Below are 16,893 nucleotides of genomic sequence, written 5' to 3'. Positions count from 1 at the left end.
TTTAGATAATTAATAGTTTCAGAATAAAATTAAGACCCGAATTTTAATCGATACTTCAGAATCGTGTTAAAATACCTATGTGAAATAACTGTAAGTCTCTAGAAAAATCATCTAACCCCGACCGTTGAGTGCACTAATCGGCGTTACAGTCAGTACAGTGATAGATCTCCGGTCACCGAGTCGACAAGCGACCCCTCGCCGGGACCGACCGCCAGCGTCGTCGCCGTCCCCGAATCGAGTTGCGTATGGCCGGCGTCGCGGATCACCGCGTTCGGCAGTCCCTCGATCCGGGCTTTCTCAGCCAACTCAAACAACGCGGATTCGCCGTCAACTTTCACAACCACCTTCTTTTGACCGCCACCCTTCCACGCCTTCCGCGTTTTCGGGTTGGTGTCCTCGTATGCCGACAGCGAGGCGTGGGCGACCTGGGCGGCGAGTTTGCCCTGACCCATCCCGAGATCGGTGCGGGCGGCGATTACCTGTTTCATACCCCCTTTTGCGACGGAGCCGGCAAGAGGCTATGGATCGACGGCGCGAGCGATGACTGCTGACGGATTACGCTGGTTTTTAGCCGGCTGGCCGTTCTCTGAGAGGCATGATCCTCTCGGATACCGATCTTCTTGAACGACTGGGTGAGGGCGACCTTGTCGTCGAACCGCTCGACGACCTCGATACACAGGTTCAGCCGGCCAGTATCGATATGCGGCTTGGCTCGGAGTTCCTTGAATTCCAGCGCACCAACATCCCCTGTATCCACCCCGACCGCGCCGACGAGGTCGACGAATACGTTCGGGAAACCTACGTCGAAGAGGGCGAGGAGTTTATCCTCCACCCCGGCGATTTCGTCCTTGGGACGACGAAGGAACGCGTCGAGATTCCGTCCGATCTCGTTGCGACTGTTGAGGGCCGCTCATCGCTGGGCCGACTTGCGGTTGTGGTGCACGCGTCGTTGCCGTACGACGAGGAGGTGTTCCTCTGGACGCCGGCCGACGGCTTCGGGTTCTACGAGATCGGCGATATCGTCGAGAATGAACAGCCCGCACACGCCGTGTCGTTCGATCCGCAGACGCTACGCGTCAGCACCCATCGCGTCTCCGACTACATCGAGAACCCGACGAAACGTATCTACCGCGTCGAACTCGAATCCGGCCGTGAGGTGCTGGTCACACGCGACCACAACCTGTTCACGCTCGACGAACACGGCGGCGTCACGCGGATCGAAAGCGAAGCCGCCGAGGGCGAACTCGTGATGACGCCCGGCGAACTCCCCGAACCCGAGACCGAATCGCCGACGATTGACATTCTTGACCGCCTCGACAACGACGACCTCACCGTCTACGCGTCCGACGGCCTCGGTGCGGTTGACTGGGACGCGGTGCCGCAGGGGTCGGAAGACCACTACCAACAGCAGTCGAGCGCGCCGGCAACCGCGGTCGCGCCGACGGCTGCACCCGACGATCTCGATGTCGCGTTCAAACAGAGCACGCTCCGGCTTCCTCGCCAACTGCCTATCACCGAAGAGTTCGGCTGGTGTCTCGGCTTCTACATCGCCGAGGGGTACGCCCGCCGGAAACAGGTCGTCGTCAACAACCAAGCCGAGGCCTACGTCGAGCGGTTCGCCGACTTCTTCGCGTCGTGGGACGCCTCGCTGTCGTGGGACGAACACGACAGCGGCGTGACCGCCGTCACCATCTGTTCGGCCCTCTGGTCGGCGGTCGTCCGCGACCTCTGCGGCAGCGGGGGCGAGAAGACGATCCCGGAGGCCGCCTGGGACTGGCCGACGCCCGTGCTCGAAGCCCTCTACGAGGGGTTGATCGACGGCGACGGCAGCCGGCGTGAGCATCGGGATACCCTCTATACGGCTAACGCCGAGTTGGCGAACCACGCTGCGTATCTCGGCACGCGACTCGGCTACGATACCTCGCTGTACAGCCGCGACCGCGAGATGTACATCGAACCGAGCGACTGTCACAACGAGATGACCGAGTGGTGTGTTGATTTCTCGATGGACGCCCACAAACGCGGCCAGTACGTCCCGACGCCGAGCGCGCTACTCCGGGAGTACCGCAACGAGGCCGGGCTCACGATGGCCGACGCAGCCGACGCGATGGGCTACAGCTCGAAATCGAGCATCTCGAACGTCGAGAACCGTGAATACGAGTCGGTCAAACGGGAAACGCTTGAGCGGTTCCGCGAGGTCTATACCGACGCTGGCGTCGATACGTCTCGCCTCGATGACCTGCTCGACGGCGACATCGTCTTCGACCGCGTGGCCGCCGTTGAGAACACCGACCGCGTCGAGCCGACCTACGATCTCGAAGTCCAACCGCGTGGGCGGGTTATCGAGAACTTCCTCGGCGGCCGTGGCGGCGTCTTCCTCTCGAATACCGCCGGCTTCGTCGACCCGGGGTACCGGGGGCAGATCACGCTGGAACTCTCGAATCTCGGGGCCGCGCCGGTCGCGCTCTCGCCGGGAATGCGAGTCTCCCAACTCGTCTTTACTGAGCTGAAATCTGAATCGACCCGACCCTATGGAACCGAACGCGGCTCGAAGTACCAAGATCAGGATGGGCCGAAGGCCTCGAAGATTCAGGATGATCCCGAATTCGAGCACTGACGCCCGAACGGACGACAAACCACGACACTGATATCGGTTGCCCATCCTACACTGAGTATGAAATTCATCGAGGAGCTGGTCGTCGAGGAGTTCCTACCGACGATCCGGTCGCTGTTAGCGGAGGCACTTCGTGATCGTGGCCTGACCCAACGGGAGGTCGCCGACGGGTTGGGGATCAGCCAGTCGGCCGTCTCAAAATACGCTCACGGCGAGGTCGCTCACAACGAGGCCATCGCGGCTGACGACCGCGTTGTCGAGTTGGTTGAACGCGTCGCCGACGGGTTGGCGACCGGCGACATGAGCCGAGTGCAGGCACTCGTCGAGATTGAGGTGCTGATCCGCCAGCTCGAAGACGGCGACCTGTTGGCTGAGGTGCACGAGGACGCCATGCCGGAACTAGCGGACGCCGACATCGATTTTTCCGTTCATGATCCGGACAGCCGCATCCGACAGAGTGAACAGGTGCGCTCCTCGGTTCGTCGTGGGCTGCGTACGCTGACGAGTATGAGTGGGTTTGCAACGCTGATCCCAAACGTCGGCTCAAATCTCGTTGAGTGCCTGCCGGAGGCGACAACGGTTGACGACGTGGCTGGTGTGCCGGGGCGTATCTTCGATATCAAAGGCCGTGCCACCGTTCCTGCGGAACCAGAGTTCGGCGTCAGCGAACACGCCGCCTCGGTGCTGCTGGCAACCCGGGGCCATGAGGGTGGCGTGGCAGCTGGGCTCAACATCGCCTACGACGCCAATCTGATCGAAAGCTTCGACCGGGCAGGCTACGGCACCGTCGAGTTTGACTCCGAGGCCAGCGAGGAGTTGACGGCGACTATCGGCGATGCAGTCACCGACACTGACCTCACTGAAACGTTCGTTCTGTATCAGACCGGAGGCTTCGGGATTGAGCCGATCTCGTATGTACTCGGCCCGGATGCCCCGACAGTCGCCAGCGTCGTCCGCGACGTGGTGTAGCAAGCTGTTGGTGGAGACGACTGGCACTATCGAAGCCAACAAAAAGCCTGCGTGGGATGTTCTGTGGGTGTGCTGACGCCACTTCGTGGGCCGCAACAGCCCTCGACAACGACGTTAGTCGTCGGCGGGCGTCGGCGACGTCGAGAAGTCGACAGCAGCACCGTCTTTGCCGAGTTCGTCAAGCGCGGCCGAGGCGGCGCGTTTGCCTGACAGCAGCATCGCGCCGAAGGTCGGCCCCATCCGTGGAAGGCCGTGGGTCGTCGCCGTTGCGAGACCCGTCGCGATCACGCCGTCGTGTACTTTCCCGGTCTCCTCGACGACAACATCCTCGCTCTCGGTGACCCACATCGAGTCGTGGCCGGGCGAATCGTGGCCGGGCGCGCCGTACTCGCCCTCGGCCGACTGATCCATATCGGTGTTGTTCTCCTTGGCGTGTTCGATGCCGGGTGCGTCGAGAACGCCGCGTTCTTCGAGTTTCGAGACGACAACCGCCTCGTGGCCCGTCGCGTCGATGACAAGATCGCTCTCAACGGCGATAGGGTCGACGCAGGTGAGCTCTCGGGGCAGGGCGTGAACCGGCGTCCAGTTCATCACGATCCCGGCGACACGGTGGTTCTCGCGGACGACGATATCCGTGAACTCGGTCATGTTCTGGATCTTTGCGCCCGCGTCACAGGCCGCGTTGATGAGTGCGGAACAGGCGTGTGGCCCCTTGGCAGTGTGGAGGCCGTCGACCTCCTCGCTTTCTTGGTGGGGCACGTCGAGTTCGTCGAGGACCTCGTCGGCTGGCTCGCGGACGGTGAGTGTGTTCATCAGGAAGCCACCGAGCCAGAAGCCGCCGCCGAGATAGTTGTTCTTCTCGACGACCATCACCTTGACATCCTGCTCGGCGAGTTCCTTTGCGGCCATCAGTCCGGAGGGGCCGCCGCCGACGATAATCACGTCGCTTTCGGTGAAATCCATGAACTCGTCGCTGAACTCTTCGGTGATCGCGCGGGTCACTTCGGCTTCGCCGGCATTGCTGAAACCGCTGAACTCTGTTTCGGACATACCACTTGGTGATATCTGCTGGTGGTACAAATCGGTTCCGGTCGACTGTCACCGCCGAGTGACGAGCAAAAACAGTGTATTTGAGCCGGTAACACCCGTGTCACCCTCGCGAACGCTTTTGCCCGTTGCCCCCGTTGTACAACCACTATGAATATGCTCGTCGACGGTGAGTGGCGAACCGACACGTTTCAGACAACCAACGACGACGGGGCCTTCGAGCGGCAGACGACCCCCTTCCGGAACTGGATTGCCGGCAGCGACGTGCCCGCCCACATCGACGCCGAGCCGGACGAGCGATTCGAGGCCGAGGCCGGCCGGTATCATCTCTACGTCTCGTATGCCTGTCCGTGGGCCCACCGGACGCTGCTGGTGCGCGCGCTGATGGGACTGCAAGACGCGATCGGTGTTTCGGTTGTCGACCCCTACCGCGGCGACGATGGGTGGCAGTTCACACCCGACAAAGCGGGCTGCACCGAGGACAAGCTCTACGACAGCGACTATCTCCGCGAACGCTACGTCGAAGCCGACCCCGACGCGACCTGCCGGGTGACGGTGCCGGTGTTGTGGGACACAATGGAGGAGACGATCGTCAACAACGAATCCCGGGAGATCATCCGCATGTTGACGACCGGGTTCCGTGAGATCGCCGAGCGGGATATCGATCTCGCGCCGGAGGCGAACCGCGAGCGGATCGATGAGGTCATCACCGACATCTATGAGCCGATCAACAACGGCGTCTATAAGGCCGGCTTCGCGACCGAGCAAGAGCCCTACGACGCGGCCATCGACGAGCTGTTTGACGCGCTTGATCACTACGATGAGTTGCTGGCCGACCAGCGGTTCCTCGCTGGCGATCAGCTCACCGAGGCCGACATCTGTATGTTTACCACCCTCATTCGGTTCGATCACGTCTACCACACGCACTTCATGTGCAACGTGCAGTACATCCACCAGTACGACAACCTCTGGCCGTATCTCCGCGACGTGTACCAACAGCCCGGCGTTGCCGACACGGTCGATATCGACCACATTAACGAACACTACTACACAACCCACCCCGACGTGACACCACACGGCATTGTCGCCCGTGGCCCGGAGCTGAATTTCGACGCCACACACGACCGCGAACGACTCAGTAGCGCGGCAACACCGCAGTAACCGCCGTTTCGCGGCTGACTCCAGTTCTACATATCTGTTTTCAGCATCTCACGATCCGTAGAGAGCTGATTGTGTATCTAACTCTCAACGGCATTTGAACTGCTGTTTGTCCGGCTAGAGGTAGTATTATTACTATACCGTCGCTTAACTGATGTATGCCAACTTGTCCTGAGTGCAACCACAGCGAGGAGCCGTCAGGCGCGTGGCTCACCGAGATTCTCGACGATGAAAAACGCCATCGCGGTCGTACCATCTGTCTGATCACCTGCCCGGACTGTGAGGCGGTGCTCGGGGGCACCGACTCGGAGTGGGTCGCCGCCTACTGAGCGTGTCAACACCGCGCGCCGTAGACTTTTCAGGCGGTACTGAATAGGACAAGCTATGTATCATAACGGACGTGCCGGCCACCGATGGCAACGCGCCCTCGTCGACCGGCAAGCCGCGACAGCGGGGTGGTCGTGATGGCGACCAAACGCGAACTCGAAGGCCAACTCGCCGTCGTCGCCGGCTTCGAGGATCCACAGGCCGCCCTTGAGCAGTATCCAACGCCGCCGGCGTTGGCCGCCCACGTCATTCATCTGGCTGATCTCCACGACGACATCGAGGGTCGCACCGTCCTTGATCTGGGAACCGGCACCGGGATGCTCACGCTTGGCGCGGCGCTCCGCGGCCCGGCTCGCGTCATCGCCGTCGAACTCGATGACGGGCCGCTGGCGACGGCCGTCGAGAACCGCCGCCGGGTCGGTACCCGAACACCGATCCACTGGCTACAGGCTGATGCGACGCGGCTCCCCTTGTCGATTCCTGAGCCTGTCACCGTCGTCATGAACCCGCCGTTTGGGGCCCAGGATGGCCAAGCGGGTGCTGACCGCGACTTTCTGTCGGCGGTCGGGGAGATGGCCTCGGTGTCATACTCGGTACACAACGCCGGCAGCAAGGGATTTATCGAGGCGTTTGCCGCCGATAACGGTGGTGAGGTGACCCATGCATTCAGCGCGGCGTTTGCGGTCGACAACCAGTTCGAGCACCACGACGAGGAGCGCAGCGAGATCGATACCGAGGTGTATCGGATCGAGTGGAACACCTGACGCAACGTCGTGGGCGGGAAGCTGGCGTAAATCGGGATCGAGTCAGCCGACCTTGTTGGCGACCCGAACCGCCGTTTGGGTGCGGTTGTTAACGGCGATCAATCGACCGTCGCGCCGGCGTAGCTCAAGTCGGCCGACGCGTACCGATTCGTTCTGTGCTGGGAGGTCACCGAGTTCGTCGTCGACGCCGACGCGGAACCCGGTGTCTGTCGCATCGAGTGACACCTGCTGACCGGCAACAATCGGCTCGGCCTCAACAACGCCGGCGTTGTACAGCGGTCGGCTCTGATTGTCGTGGCTGAGCGTCACGCGATAGGTGGTGTCGCCGCCGACAGCCTGCCAGCCGGTTCGACTCGCGGTGACCGTCTCTTCCCAGGTGAGCCCGCCGAGACGGATAGCTGCCTCGCCCTGATTCGCCAGCTCAGATTTGCTGACCGCTGTCGACCAGATGTGGCGGTCGGTGTTGCGGACGATCACCCCCGAGGTATTGAGCCGGGTCGACTCGCCGGCCCCCTCGATGTCGATGACGTTGAGTTGGCCGTTGGTGACGTTCTCACCGTAGGTGAGCTCATACCCCCGCATCTCGATCGGCTCGCCCGGCAGATCGCCGTCGGCGGCCGTCGTCGCGTTGGTGGCGATGGCGGGGGCGATGAGGATAGCACAGGCAGTCACCAACAGCAACAACCCGACCTGCCGGCTTGAGACCGTCGTGAGATCGGTGAGAAACGTTGTTGGGTTGTCGACCGCAACCTGGTGAAAAAGCGGGGTATCGTCGGCAACAACCGCGTAGGTGACCACCGATGCGAGCACGAAGACGAGCCCGAGGCCAACCGCCCGATAGAGGACGTAGCTGTTGTTGCCACGATACCAGTAGACGGCCCACAGCGATCGCTCAACGGCAAACAACAGGACAGCAGCCCACAACACCCCAGCCGAGGGCCGCTGTCGGCGCGTCATCCGCTGGTAGCCAACGCCCAGAAGAACGCCGACGAGCAGGCCGACCGCATGGCCCTGAATCGCGATCGAGGCAAACCACGGCGTTGAATAGGTCGTCCCGCTGGTGGCAACCTGCTGCGGCGTTTGGATCGCAGCAAGCAAACGGCGCAGGACACCCTGGCTCACACTCGCCAGAATGGTGACCACCGGCGCTTGGACGAGCGTGAACCCTGCGAAGGCAAAGACGACCATCGAAAAGCCGATAATCGGCCCCAACGCGACGAGCGCGCCGAGTACCGATAACAAGATCCCCGCCGCCGGGAATATAAGTACGGCGCGGACGACAGGCTGTGTCCACGCCGCATGGAGTCGGGTTGTGGTTCGGCGGTTGGTGTGGTGGCCCCAGAGTGATTCCGTCACCGAGCCAAGCAGCAGCGTACCGAGAAGATTGCCGATCAGATGACTCGTGTTCGCGTGTGCGAGACCTGCAACGACCATTCCGACCGGGTCAAGATAGCTCCACGCCCGAAACGGCAGGACGATCGGATCGGCCGCACCGAAGCCGTCCTGCAAACCACCGTACACCGCGAGCAACACAGCCATCAGCACAACCGTTCCCCACGGCATCCCAAACAGGAGGCGATCGGTGAGACGGCGATACCAATCACGCGGCCGACTCATGGCTGCAAGCCCAGCAAGGGCGACGACCAAGCCGACGCCCAACAGCAGGCGACCCAGTAGTGGGCCGGTAACTGCGTTGCCAAGGCCAGCGAGGGCGAGAAAGACCGGTGTGGCCGTCATCCCGCGTTATCGTTGGGTCGGTTGCGGCTGTGGCTGTCGGCGCACGTCAGATCTTGCCCTCGGCGTCGTCGGCGAGTTCCTTCATCCGCTTGCCGACGCGGCCGGCATTCGAGAACTCGTCTTCGCTCATGGCTGTCGCCAACGCGTTGCCAAGGACAAACACCGCGTGTTTGTGCTCGCTTTTCGACTTGTGAACGTGATCCGGTTCCACATCGAGTTCGTCGTAGGGATCAAACAGGGTACCGTCGACGGATTCCTGCTCCCGGAAGTACTGCATAATCAACACCATCTGCTCGTGTAATTCGAGCAGCTCGTCTTTGTGCATACCCCGCCTATGGACGGTTCGGATTTAAGCGTTGTTGGGATGCGACTGTTGTGGTGGGTGAGAACGGTGAAAAACGAGCGAAGCAGCTACCGATTGAAACGCCCGTGAGGGAACCGAAACCGGTGAGCGGCTGGAATACGGTGGGTCGATGCTGCGGTTGGTTAGAAGACGTACTCGTCGTCGTGGCCCATCATTCCGTCATCGCCCATTACCCCATCGTCCTCAAGATCGGCGTCGTCGTCCATCGGGCCGCTGGTTTTGTAGGCTTTCAGCCCCGTTGACAGCAGGTTTTCGATAGCTTCCTCACGGTTGATGAACTCGCCTTCATCGACCAGCTGGGTGATCTGCATTTCGAGGTGTTCCGGGATGTTGATCTCGACTTTCGGCATTTGAACATCCGGTGGTTGCGGGGGTGCCTATTTAAAACTGCCGCCGAATCCCGACCGGTGGTGGCACCGTCAACATGACCCCAAACACGGTGGGTGGATAGTCACCCTCAAGGGCGATGGGCCCCTTCTCAGTGGTATGGAGTCGCCGCGTGCCGCCGACCGGCCGAGGCTGGTGAGTCGGTCGATTCCCCTTGCTGACTCAGTGCCGTCGTTTCGAGCGCTGGTCGATGAGATGGAGCCCCCCCGGACGGTCTGGAACGCGGCCGACGAGGCGCGTGTGGTCGCCGGCGGCGCGGCGGCGACGCTGACCGCCGATGGCCCCGATCGCTTCAGGCAGATCCGAACCGCGGCCGAGCGGCTGTTCGAAGCCGGCGATGTGCACGCCGGCACCGAAGCCGCCTGTCCGCGGCTGTTTGGTGGGTTTGCCTTCCACAGCGACGGTGCCGCCGCCAGTGAGACTACTGATAACGGGGATCACACGTCACCGTGGGCTGAGTTTCCGGACGCCAGATTCGTTTTCCCGCGCGTGCAGGTCACACAGACAGAGGGTGGCCCGTGGTTGACGGTCAACGCGGTCGGGCCGTCGGCGACACCGGCCGCCGTCGAAGCAAAACTCGACGACGAGCGAGAGCGCCTGCTATCTCGCGCTGCGACCGCAACGGCCGCGCCGCGACCAGGGATCACCGACCGTCGGCGGACGACAACCCCGACCGGGTGGCGGACGGCGGTTCGGAACGCCGTCGAGCGGATCGACGCCGGGACACTCCGGAAGGTCGTTCTCGCGCAAGCGCTTGAAGCCGATCTCGGCGGCAACCTCGCGGTTCCGGATATCCTCGACCGGCTGAGCGAGAAGTATCCCGACTGTACACGGTTCCTTATCGAACCCGACAGCGAGCCGCCGGCGGCGTTTTTTGGTGCGACCCCAGAACGGCTGGTCTCGTTGCGGGGCCGCACGGTTGAAACCGGCGCGCTGGCTGGGACGACCGGCCGCGGGGAGACGCCGGCCGAAGATGAGTGGCTGGCCGAGGAACTGCTGGCCGACGAAAAAAACGTCCACGAACACGAGTTGGTCGCCGAAACGATCCGCGAGCAGCTGGCCCCCTTTGCGGCGTCAGTTTCGGTCGGTGAGCGCGGGATCAAGCGGCTGGCGACAGTTCAACACCTCCATACACCGATCACCGCCGAGCTGACCGAGGATACCCACGTGCTCGATGTTGTCGAGGCGTTGCATCCGACCCCAGCTGTCGGCGGGTTGCCGCCGGATCGGGCGCTTGAGACGATCCGGGAAACCGAACCCTTCGACCGCGGCTGGTATGCCGCCCCGGTCGGCTGGATCGACGCCGCCGGCAACGGCACCTTCGCTGTCGGGCTTCGGTCGGCGGTGGCGACCCAACGACGGGCGACGCTGTTTGCGGGTGTCGGCATCGTCGACGACAGCGATCCCGACGCCGAATGGGATGAGGTTGAACTCAAGTTCCGGCCGATTCTCGACGAGCTGGAAGCGTAACCGCCCCACCGGGAGCAGTCGCGTATGACTTACGTTGTGTGGATATATCACTTTGACTGAAACTACGGTTAGATACACCTTCTATCCGAGTATAAAATGTCATAAATGTTTTACACAAGCGTGGCTTTGTTAACATATAGGTAATGACAGTGTTTCGCAGACACTGGCTCCCACAAACTGATTCCGATGACCGACCAGATTTCCACGCCGTCGAGCGGTTCAGCTGACCTGCCGCCGGGCGTTGATGAACAACAGCTCGAAGTGTTTGTCCGCCGCGCCAACGCCGGCGTCTACGACAACGCCGAGCTAGAGGGTCTCACAGCAGCGGTGACCGTCATCGAAGCGATGCTCGATGGATCGTCGACAGCACCAACTGAGGTCGAAACGGTTCCAGCGGCGAGTAAATGGGCGAAAGCAGCTGGCTACGAACAGAACGCGACTGACGACAGCTAGCCGCTTTACCTACGGATCGACTGCCACGCGTCGATATCGACGGTTGCTGTCCCGCACTGATCGCCCGCTTAGCCGGCCAGTTGGCCGTCGGCCCGCGTCTGTTGCCAGTTGTGGCGGTGTTCGATCGCTTGAAGTGCCGTTTCAGTCAGTGTGTAGGAGTTCGTTCGTTTGTCGATAGCTGATTTTTCGAGGTAACCCTCCTCAACAAGCGTGCTGAGGTTCTGGTAGACCCGTCCGGTGTTGACCTCTTCGCCGTAGTACTCCTCTAAGCCATCCTTGATACCGAGGCCGTAGGATGTCTCAAGATCCGACACGACATACAGGATGTCGCGTTGGAACGCCGAGAGATGTTTGACGGTCGCGCTCATTGTTGCTCCTCCCCGTCAAAGACGGTTGCAAAGAGCTTCCGTTGGGCGCTCCGGAGGTGCTGTGTGAACGTTGCGCGAGCGATGCCAAAGCGGTCGGCGAGCTCCGTCGCGTTGATCGCCCGTGGCTCCTCGAAGTAGCCGGTACGGTATGCCTGCGAGAGGATCTCTCGTTGGCGGGTGGTGAGTGGGTCAAGTAGCTGTGCGGTCGTCGTGGTGGTTGCCCGGGATTGTGTCATAGCTGAGGTTACGCGTGTGAGGGTTGTGTGTTCGAACGCCGATCTGAGATCGGCCAACAGATTCGGCACGACACTGTCCGTCGAGAGATAGCCGGTGATCGTCCGAAGCCCGTCGTCGACCGTTATCGTCTCGAACTGCATCCCGTACTCACGGGCGATGCTTTCCGGTGTTGGTGGGGTGACCAGAAAGCGATAGGTATGGCTGTCGGCCGTTTCTGTGGTGTCATACGGCTCGATGTAGTCGGCAGCAGTGATGTGTTCCTGACAGTCGTCCGGTACCGAACCGGTGACTTCGACGGTGTACAGGAGCTTGCCAGTCTTGTGCTCGGCGACAGAGCTGATCGAGAACTCGATGCTGGTAGACAGCTGATCGGCAAACGCGATGAGTGGTTCGGTTGGGGCGTCGACTTCAATCTCCAGTGTCACCGGCTCCTCGGCGATCAGCGATTCCGTCCACTCGTCGGTGCGGACGGTGTAGCTGATCAGGCAGGCGAACTCTCGGAGCAGGTCACGCTGCTCGTCGGTGATCGGTGTCTGGGCTGTGTAGGCACCGAGCACGCCAAACTGCATGCGGTCATCGCCGATGGGGAGCCCGATACCGGCCTCAAAGTCGAACCCGGTGGTTGCTGCTGTCCACTGCTCGGCCCACGGGTCAGCGTTGTCGACGGCGGCGACGGAGACGGTGTCGGTCTCTAATGCGCGGATCGCCGGATCGAACCGGTCGTTCCCGTTGCCTGCGAGATCCAGCGCCTGGACGTAGGTCTCACAGCCGCTGATCGCCCGTGGGATGATCCGGCCGCCCGCGCCGATGGTGCCGATCCAGACGCCGCCGTAGCTGTAGTTGTCCCGCAACAGCGCGCAGAACTGGCGGTAAAGATCCTGTTGGTTCGACACTGTCGTCAGCAGGTCGACAGCTGTCGTCTTGAGCTCTCGCTCCTGTTGCAGCGCGCGCCGATCCCGATATGAGCGAACGGCCTTCCGGAGCTGGGTGCCGAAGATTGACTCATCGGGATCATCGAAGTCCTCGTTGATCAGCTCCTTGGGGATGTAATCGGTCACCCCTTTGTTGATCGCATCGGCGGCAACCGACTCGTCGCCGTGGCTTGTCACGAGCACAAATGGAAGCTCTGGGTGGGATGCCCGCACCGTTGAGAGGAGTTCAAGACCCGTGCCATCCGCCAACCGATAATCACAGACGACACAGTCGAACGCCGATTCGGTGAACTGCTGTCGTCCGGTGGCGAGGCTTGTCGCCGTGACCACATCGAAATCCGGTGCTGTCTCCGCCAGCAAGTCACTCGTCAACGAGAGCCACTGGGTGTCGTCATCGATCAACAGGAGCTTCGCTGGTGTCGCCAAGGAAGCTGTCCCGGCGTGCTGTGTCGCGTTGGTGCCCATTGTGTCCCGGTTAGTTCCGCGTGCGTTCGCTGCCCGTCGATTGTGCCCGGCTGTTGATCATTCCAGTCCGCAATCTAGTTAACGGGATAACCCCTTATTAATTCTATACCGGCATATGCAGGTGTGATGTGACTCGAACTACCGACGCCGATCGATCTTCGACGAACAGGTGACGCATGCCGCTGACGGTACCGGCTACAGGCTGGCGATCGTCCGGGACATCGCCGCCGCCCACGGCTGGACGAGTATCGTCACTGACAGCGAATCCGGCGGCGCGCGCTTCGGTGTCACCGGCGTTGCCTCTGGGGCAGCTTCGTCGACAGCGGCAGCCGATCGCGAGCAGGCCGTGGAGTAAGCGTCCCAACACGCCGGACATATCAGCGTCGATCCCGACACATCGGCCATGACTGCACCCAACCGGAACACGCTGTGGGGGCGGGCGATCGCCGCTGAACTCGCCCGTAGCGGCGTTCGGACGGTCTGTGTCTCGCCGGGGAGTCGTTCGACGCCGCTGACAGCCGCCGTCGACGAACATGAGGAGCTACAGACGATCTCCGCACTCGACGAGCGGTCGGCGGCGTACTTTGCGCTCGGACGGGCTCGCCGGACGGGCGAGGTGACGCCGCTGATCTGTACCTCCGGGACGGCCGCCGCCAACTACCATCCCGCCGTTGTCGAAGCGAATCAGGCGCGGGTGCCGCTGCTGTTGCTGACGGCCGATCGGCCACCGGAGCTGCGAGACTCAGGCGCAAACCAGACCGTCGATCAAGAGCAGCTCTACGGCGACGCCGTCCGGTGGTGCAAAAATCTCCCCGAGCCCGCCCCGCGGGAGCGCGCACTACGATCACTGCGAACCGATATCTGTCGGGCGGTTGGAACGGCCGAGGGAACGCCCGCCGGGCCGGTGCATTTGAACATCCCCTTCCGGAAGCCGCTGGAACCAACCCCGGTCGAGGGCGACGTACCAGCCGATCTCGACCCGTTGGCGGCACTTGGTCGCGGTGAGGAGACGCCGTTTGTGCGGCGAACGAGCGGGGAGCCACAGCTTGATGACCGCGATTTGCGGCAGCTCGCGGAGACGCTGTCGGTCGATCGAGGGCTACTCGTCGCTGGCCCGGCTGATCCGCCGGGGCTCGACCCCGAGGCGGTGACAGCGTTTGCGCATGCCAGTGGGTTTCCGATCCTCGCCGATCCGCTCTCAGGGCTGCGCTTTGGCGGTCACACCCGTGTCGCGCCGGTGATCGGCGGCTACGATGGGTTTGTGAACACCGCAGTGACCGACGACTGGCCCGACCCCGAGGTCGTGGTGCGGCTGGGTGCGTCGCCGACCTCAAAGCCGCTGCGACGGTATCTCGCTGGTGTCGATGCGCGGCAGTTGGTTGTCGATTCCGCGGACGCGTGGCGCGAGGCGGCGTTCACCGCAAGCGATCTCGTGGTGGCTGATCCCGACCGGCTCTGTGGACAGCTTGCACAGGTACTCCGGGGCGGCGGGTCAGCCGAGTGGCGCGGTCGCTGGGAGAGCGCCGAAAAAGCCCACAGTGCGGTCGCGGAGGACGCCGCCGACCGACTTTTTGAGGGCGGGATCGTCGCCGATGTGGTCGCCGGGCTGCCCGATCCGGCGACGCTTGTCGTCTCCAACAGCATGCCGGTGCGGGATCTCGATCGGTTTGGTGCGGCCGGGACAAAATCGGTCACCGCGCTGGGCAACCGTGGCGCGTCGGGGATCGATGGGATCGTCTCGACGGCGTTGGGGGCGGCTCACGGAACGACCGACGACGTGACGCTGGTGATCGGCGATCTCGCCTTCTATCACGACCTGAATGGGCTGTTGGCCGTCGGGCGTGCTGAGGTTGACGCGACGGTCGTCGTCATCAACAACGACGGCGGCGGCATCTTCCATAAGCTGCCGATCGAGAACTTCGAGCCGCCGTTTACGCGGCAGTTCAAAACGCCCCATGGGTTGGACTTCGAGCCCGCCGGCGAGCTCTATGGGCTTGGCTTTTCCCGCGTCGAGAGCCGCGACGGATTCCGGGAGGCCTACGCCGCCGCGACCGACCGCGAGGGTAGCGAAATTATCGAGGTCGTTGTCGACGCCGAGGACAGCCACACGGTTCGAGATGAGCTACAGGCCGAAACGATTGACCGATATCAGGGTGAGTAAACTGGTCAGAATCCGGTTCGGATACATCAGGCAAACAGGCGGGTCGACCGGTCGATTGGCCAGATCCCTGGCGGACTGAAAGGGCGAAGCAGAGTCGGCGAACCCGGACGACGCAAGCACTACAGGAGTGAGCGTAGCGAACGACGAAGCGCGCAGCGAGTCCCGGGAGCCGAGTCTGCTGAGGGCTTTCTATACAAATCCATCTTTTCTAACAGAAACTCTAGCTTTGATATAGCAAACAAATCCGATTTTGCAGACAACAGCTTATCATCGGTCAGCCACAACCGACTGTATGGACGCGACGGAGACAATCTACGAGGGCGAGACGGGATCGGTACACAGCTCGGCGGATGTCTCTGTGTATCTTCCGGATTCGTTGTCGATGCCGACTCCGAAGGCGATCCCGCAGGCGGTCAGTCGGAGCTTAGAGACCCCCGATGGCGCGGTGCGGCTGGCAACTGAGCCCGAGGCCGCCCGGTCGCATCCGATCCGGGCGACGCTGTTGGCGGTGCTCTTTGAGCGGCTGCCGGCGTTTCGGTTTCGGCACGCGGATGCGTCGGCGACCAGCCCCACAACCGCGCGGGTGCCGGTACAGGTCGCTGCTGCGGGCGATCGGCCGCTGGCCTGTTATCTCGCCGTTCAGGGGTTCAGCGACGCCCAGATCGCGGAGATGATGGGCATCGATGAGTCGACGGTGGCGACCGCGATCGACGAGATTCACGAGCACGCGAAGTAGCTATATTGTGATTTTGCGATCGATTGACGGAGCCGTCATTCGGCGTGAGACGAATCGATAACAGGGCGGTCAGGGAAGCAGTATCAGGGCGACAGTTCTATTAGAGGGAGACGTTGCCAAAGCTACCGAGCGGATTCCCAGAGACAACTACAACAATCTGTCTAAGATTACTGGAAGAGAATCAGCAAGCTCAGACGCTTGTAGAATTCGAATCGTATCTTGATCTTCAATTGGTGCTGTTGATCGACTTTCGAAATCTTGGATTACGAGAACACCGTTCCAACCCGATCCAAATGGGGTATCAGGGTCAAACACTAATTCGTTTTCTTGGCGTAGGAATGCGAGATATTCGAGTGTCTCGGTTACGCCTTTTTTGACTGTTTGCTCGCTGGTAGAGTTTTTGACCTCAGTAATCAAGTATTCGTATCCTTCCTCATGTTGTACTTCGAGTATGATAATATCAGGTCGGTTGGTTTGCAGTTGGAACCCTTTGTCAGTGAAATAGTTCTCAGCGATTTCTCGAGCCTGACGGTCTATCTGTTCTGACCGGGTCAGTTCGGCATCCTGTTTTTCTATTGGTTCGGGAACAAACGAGAGATTTCGGTCATTGGCAGAGCTATCGTGGTACAACACGACATCGGTACCATCCTCAGTCGATCACATTGAGAAGTTCACTGTCTCCGATAGTGGAGGCTAAATCGGTA

18 protein-coding genes and 1 pseudogene are annotated in these 16,893 nt (G+C 61.6%); 11 read left to right on the top strand and 8 right to left on the bottom strand.

Annotation, left to right across the window (positions count from 1 at the left end):
- Positions 1-149: 149 nt before the first annotated feature.
- Positions 150-488: a peptidyl-tRNA hydrolase Pth2 gene (gene pth2, locus DP106_RS03870; protein WP_120083539.1), complete on the bottom strand. Its 339-nt coding sequence runs from the start codon at positions 486-488 to the stop codon at positions 150-152.
- Positions 489-595: 107 nt separating this feature from the next.
- Here pth2 and dcd point away from each other — a divergent pair.
- The 3 genes and pseudogenes from dcd to DP106_RS03855 all read left to right on the top strand — a co-directional run.
- Positions 596-949: pseudogene (gene dcd / locus DP106_RS16210) on the top strand (dCTP deaminase); the annotation flags it as partial.
- Positions 935-2,617 (top strand): dCTP deaminase domain-containing protein, encoded by a 1,683-nt coding sequence (locus DP106_RS16205; protein WP_394343449.1) that lies wholly within the window; start codon positions 935-937, stop codon positions 2,615-2,617. The pseudogene dcd and the gene DP106_RS16205, both read left to right, overlap by 15 nt.
- 57 nt (positions 2,618-2,674) lie before the next feature.
- Positions 2,675-3,583 (top strand): thiamine-phosphate synthase family protein, encoded by a 909-nt coding sequence (locus tag DP106_RS03855; protein ID WP_120083538.1) that lies wholly within the window; start codon positions 2,675-2,677, stop codon positions 3,581-3,583.
- A 114-nt stretch (positions 3,584-3,697) separates the two neighbouring features.
- Here the strand turns inward: DP106_RS03855 and DP106_RS03850 are convergent, their stop codons facing one another.
- On the bottom strand, positions 3,698-4,633 hold the full coding sequence (locus DP106_RS03850; RefSeq protein ID WP_120083536.1) for a sulfide-dependent adenosine diphosphate thiazole synthase: 936 nt from the start codon (positions 4,631-4,633) through the stop codon (positions 3,698-3,700).
- Positions 4,634-4,780: 147 nt separating this feature from the next.
- On the opposite strand from DP106_RS03850, the gene DP106_RS03845 reads away from it, so the two are divergent.
- The 3 genes from DP106_RS03845 (at position 4,781) to DP106_RS03840 (ending at position 6,879) form a co-directional block, all read left to right on the top strand.
- Positions 4,781-5,791, top strand: coding sequence for a glutathione S-transferase family protein (locus DP106_RS03845; protein ID WP_120083535.1), 1,011 nt, complete (start codon positions 4,781-4,783; stop codon positions 5,789-5,791).
- Between the two features lie 155 nt (positions 5,792-5,946).
- The gene (locus tag DP106_RS15765; protein ID WP_165857815.1) at positions 5,947-6,117 is read left to right on the top strand and encodes a hypothetical protein; all 171 of its coding nucleotides are present in this window, start codon (positions 5,947-5,949) and stop codon (positions 6,115-6,117) included.
- 135 nt (positions 6,118-6,252) lie between these two features.
- Positions 6,253-6,879, top strand: a complete 627-nt coding sequence (locus DP106_RS03840) for an METTL5 family protein (RefSeq protein ID WP_120083534.1) — start codon at positions 6,253-6,255, stop codon at positions 6,877-6,879.
- A 42-nt stretch (positions 6,880-6,921) separates the two neighbouring features.
- Here DP106_RS03840 and DP106_RS03835 read toward each other — a convergent pair whose 3' ends face one another.
- From DP106_RS03835 to DP106_RS03825, 3 genes are all read right to left on the bottom strand, one after another.
- Entirely contained in the window at positions 6,922-8,616 is a 1,695-nt protein-coding gene (locus DP106_RS03835) for a rhomboid family intramembrane serine protease (RefSeq protein ID WP_120083533.1), read from the bottom strand.
- A 46-nt stretch (positions 8,617-8,662) separates the two neighbouring features.
- Positions 8,663-8,941 (bottom strand): UPF0058 family protein, encoded by a 279-nt coding sequence (locus tag DP106_RS03830; RefSeq protein ID WP_120083532.1) that lies wholly within the window; start codon positions 8,939-8,941, stop codon positions 8,663-8,665.
- Positions 8,942-9,102: 161 nt separating this feature from the next.
- A complete protein-coding gene (locus DP106_RS03825; RefSeq protein WP_120083530.1) occupies positions 9,103-9,330 on the bottom strand; it encodes a ribbon-helix-helix domain-containing protein in 228 nt (75 codons plus the stop codon).
- A gap of 136 nt (positions 9,331-9,466) precedes the next feature.
- Here DP106_RS03825 and DP106_RS03820 point away from each other — a divergent pair, with 136 nt between their 5' ends.
- Entirely contained in the window at positions 9,467-10,837 is a 1,371-nt protein-coding gene (locus DP106_RS03820; protein WP_120083529.1) for an isochorismate synthase, read from the top strand.
- 186 nt (positions 10,838-11,023) lie between these two features.
- Positions 11,024-11,290, top strand: coding sequence for a hypothetical protein (locus DP106_RS03815; protein ID WP_120083528.1), 267 nt, complete (start codon positions 11,024-11,026; stop codon positions 11,288-11,290).
- A 68-nt stretch (positions 11,291-11,358) separates the two neighbouring features.
- Here DP106_RS03815 and DP106_RS03810 read toward each other — a convergent pair whose 3' ends face one another.
- Both DP106_RS03810 and DP106_RS03805 read right to left on the bottom strand, forming a co-directional pair.
- The gene (locus DP106_RS03810; protein ID WP_120083527.1) at positions 11,359-11,658 is read right to left on the bottom strand and encodes a helix-turn-helix transcriptional regulator; all 300 of its coding nucleotides are present in this window, start codon (positions 11,656-11,658) and stop codon (positions 11,359-11,361) included.
- The gene (locus DP106_RS03805; RefSeq protein ID WP_120083526.1) at positions 11,655-13,292 is read right to left on the bottom strand and encodes a helix-turn-helix domain-containing protein; all 1,638 of its coding nucleotides are present in this window, start codon (positions 13,290-13,292) and stop codon (positions 11,655-11,657) included. Before DP106_RS03805 ends, DP106_RS03810 begins: the two co-directional genes overlap by 4 nt.
- Before the next feature lie 169 nt (positions 13,293-13,461).
- Between DP106_RS03805 and DP106_RS03800 the strand changes: the two genes are divergently transcribed.
- The 3 genes from DP106_RS03800 (at position 13,462) to DP106_RS03790 (ending at position 16,189) form a co-directional block, all read left to right on the top strand.
- Entirely contained in the window at positions 13,462-13,647 is a 186-nt protein-coding gene (locus DP106_RS03800) for a hypothetical protein (RefSeq protein WP_120083525.1), read from the top strand.
- A 48-nt stretch (positions 13,648-13,695) separates the two neighbouring features.
- On the top strand, positions 13,696-15,453 hold the full coding sequence (menD, locus tag DP106_RS03795) for a 2-succinyl-5-enolpyruvyl-6-hydroxy-3-cyclohexene-1-carboxylic-acid synthase (protein WP_120083522.1): 1,758 nt from the start codon (positions 13,696-13,698) through the stop codon (positions 15,451-15,453).
- A 292-nt stretch (positions 15,454-15,745) separates the two neighbouring features.
- Positions 15,746-16,189, top strand: coding sequence for a helix-turn-helix domain-containing protein (locus DP106_RS03790; RefSeq protein ID WP_120083521.1), 444 nt, complete (start codon positions 15,746-15,748; stop codon positions 16,187-16,189).
- A 147-nt stretch (positions 16,190-16,336) separates the two neighbouring features.
- Here DP106_RS03790 and DP106_RS03785 read toward each other — a convergent pair whose 3' ends face one another.
- Positions 16,337-16,822, bottom strand: a complete 486-nt coding sequence (locus tag DP106_RS03785; protein WP_120083520.1) for a hypothetical protein — start codon at positions 16,820-16,822, stop codon at positions 16,337-16,339.
- Positions 16,823-16,893: the final 71 nt, after the last annotated feature.

The sequence above is a fragment of the Halonotius pteroides genome (genome assembly GCF_003605635.1).
GTDB classification, from domain to species: domain Archaea; phylum Halobacteriota; class Halobacteria; order Halobacteriales; family Haloferacaceae; genus Halonotius; species Halonotius pteroides.
The sequence above is the reverse complement of the archived record's forward strand: the minus strand, read 5'-3'. Positions and strand labels throughout refer to the sequence as shown.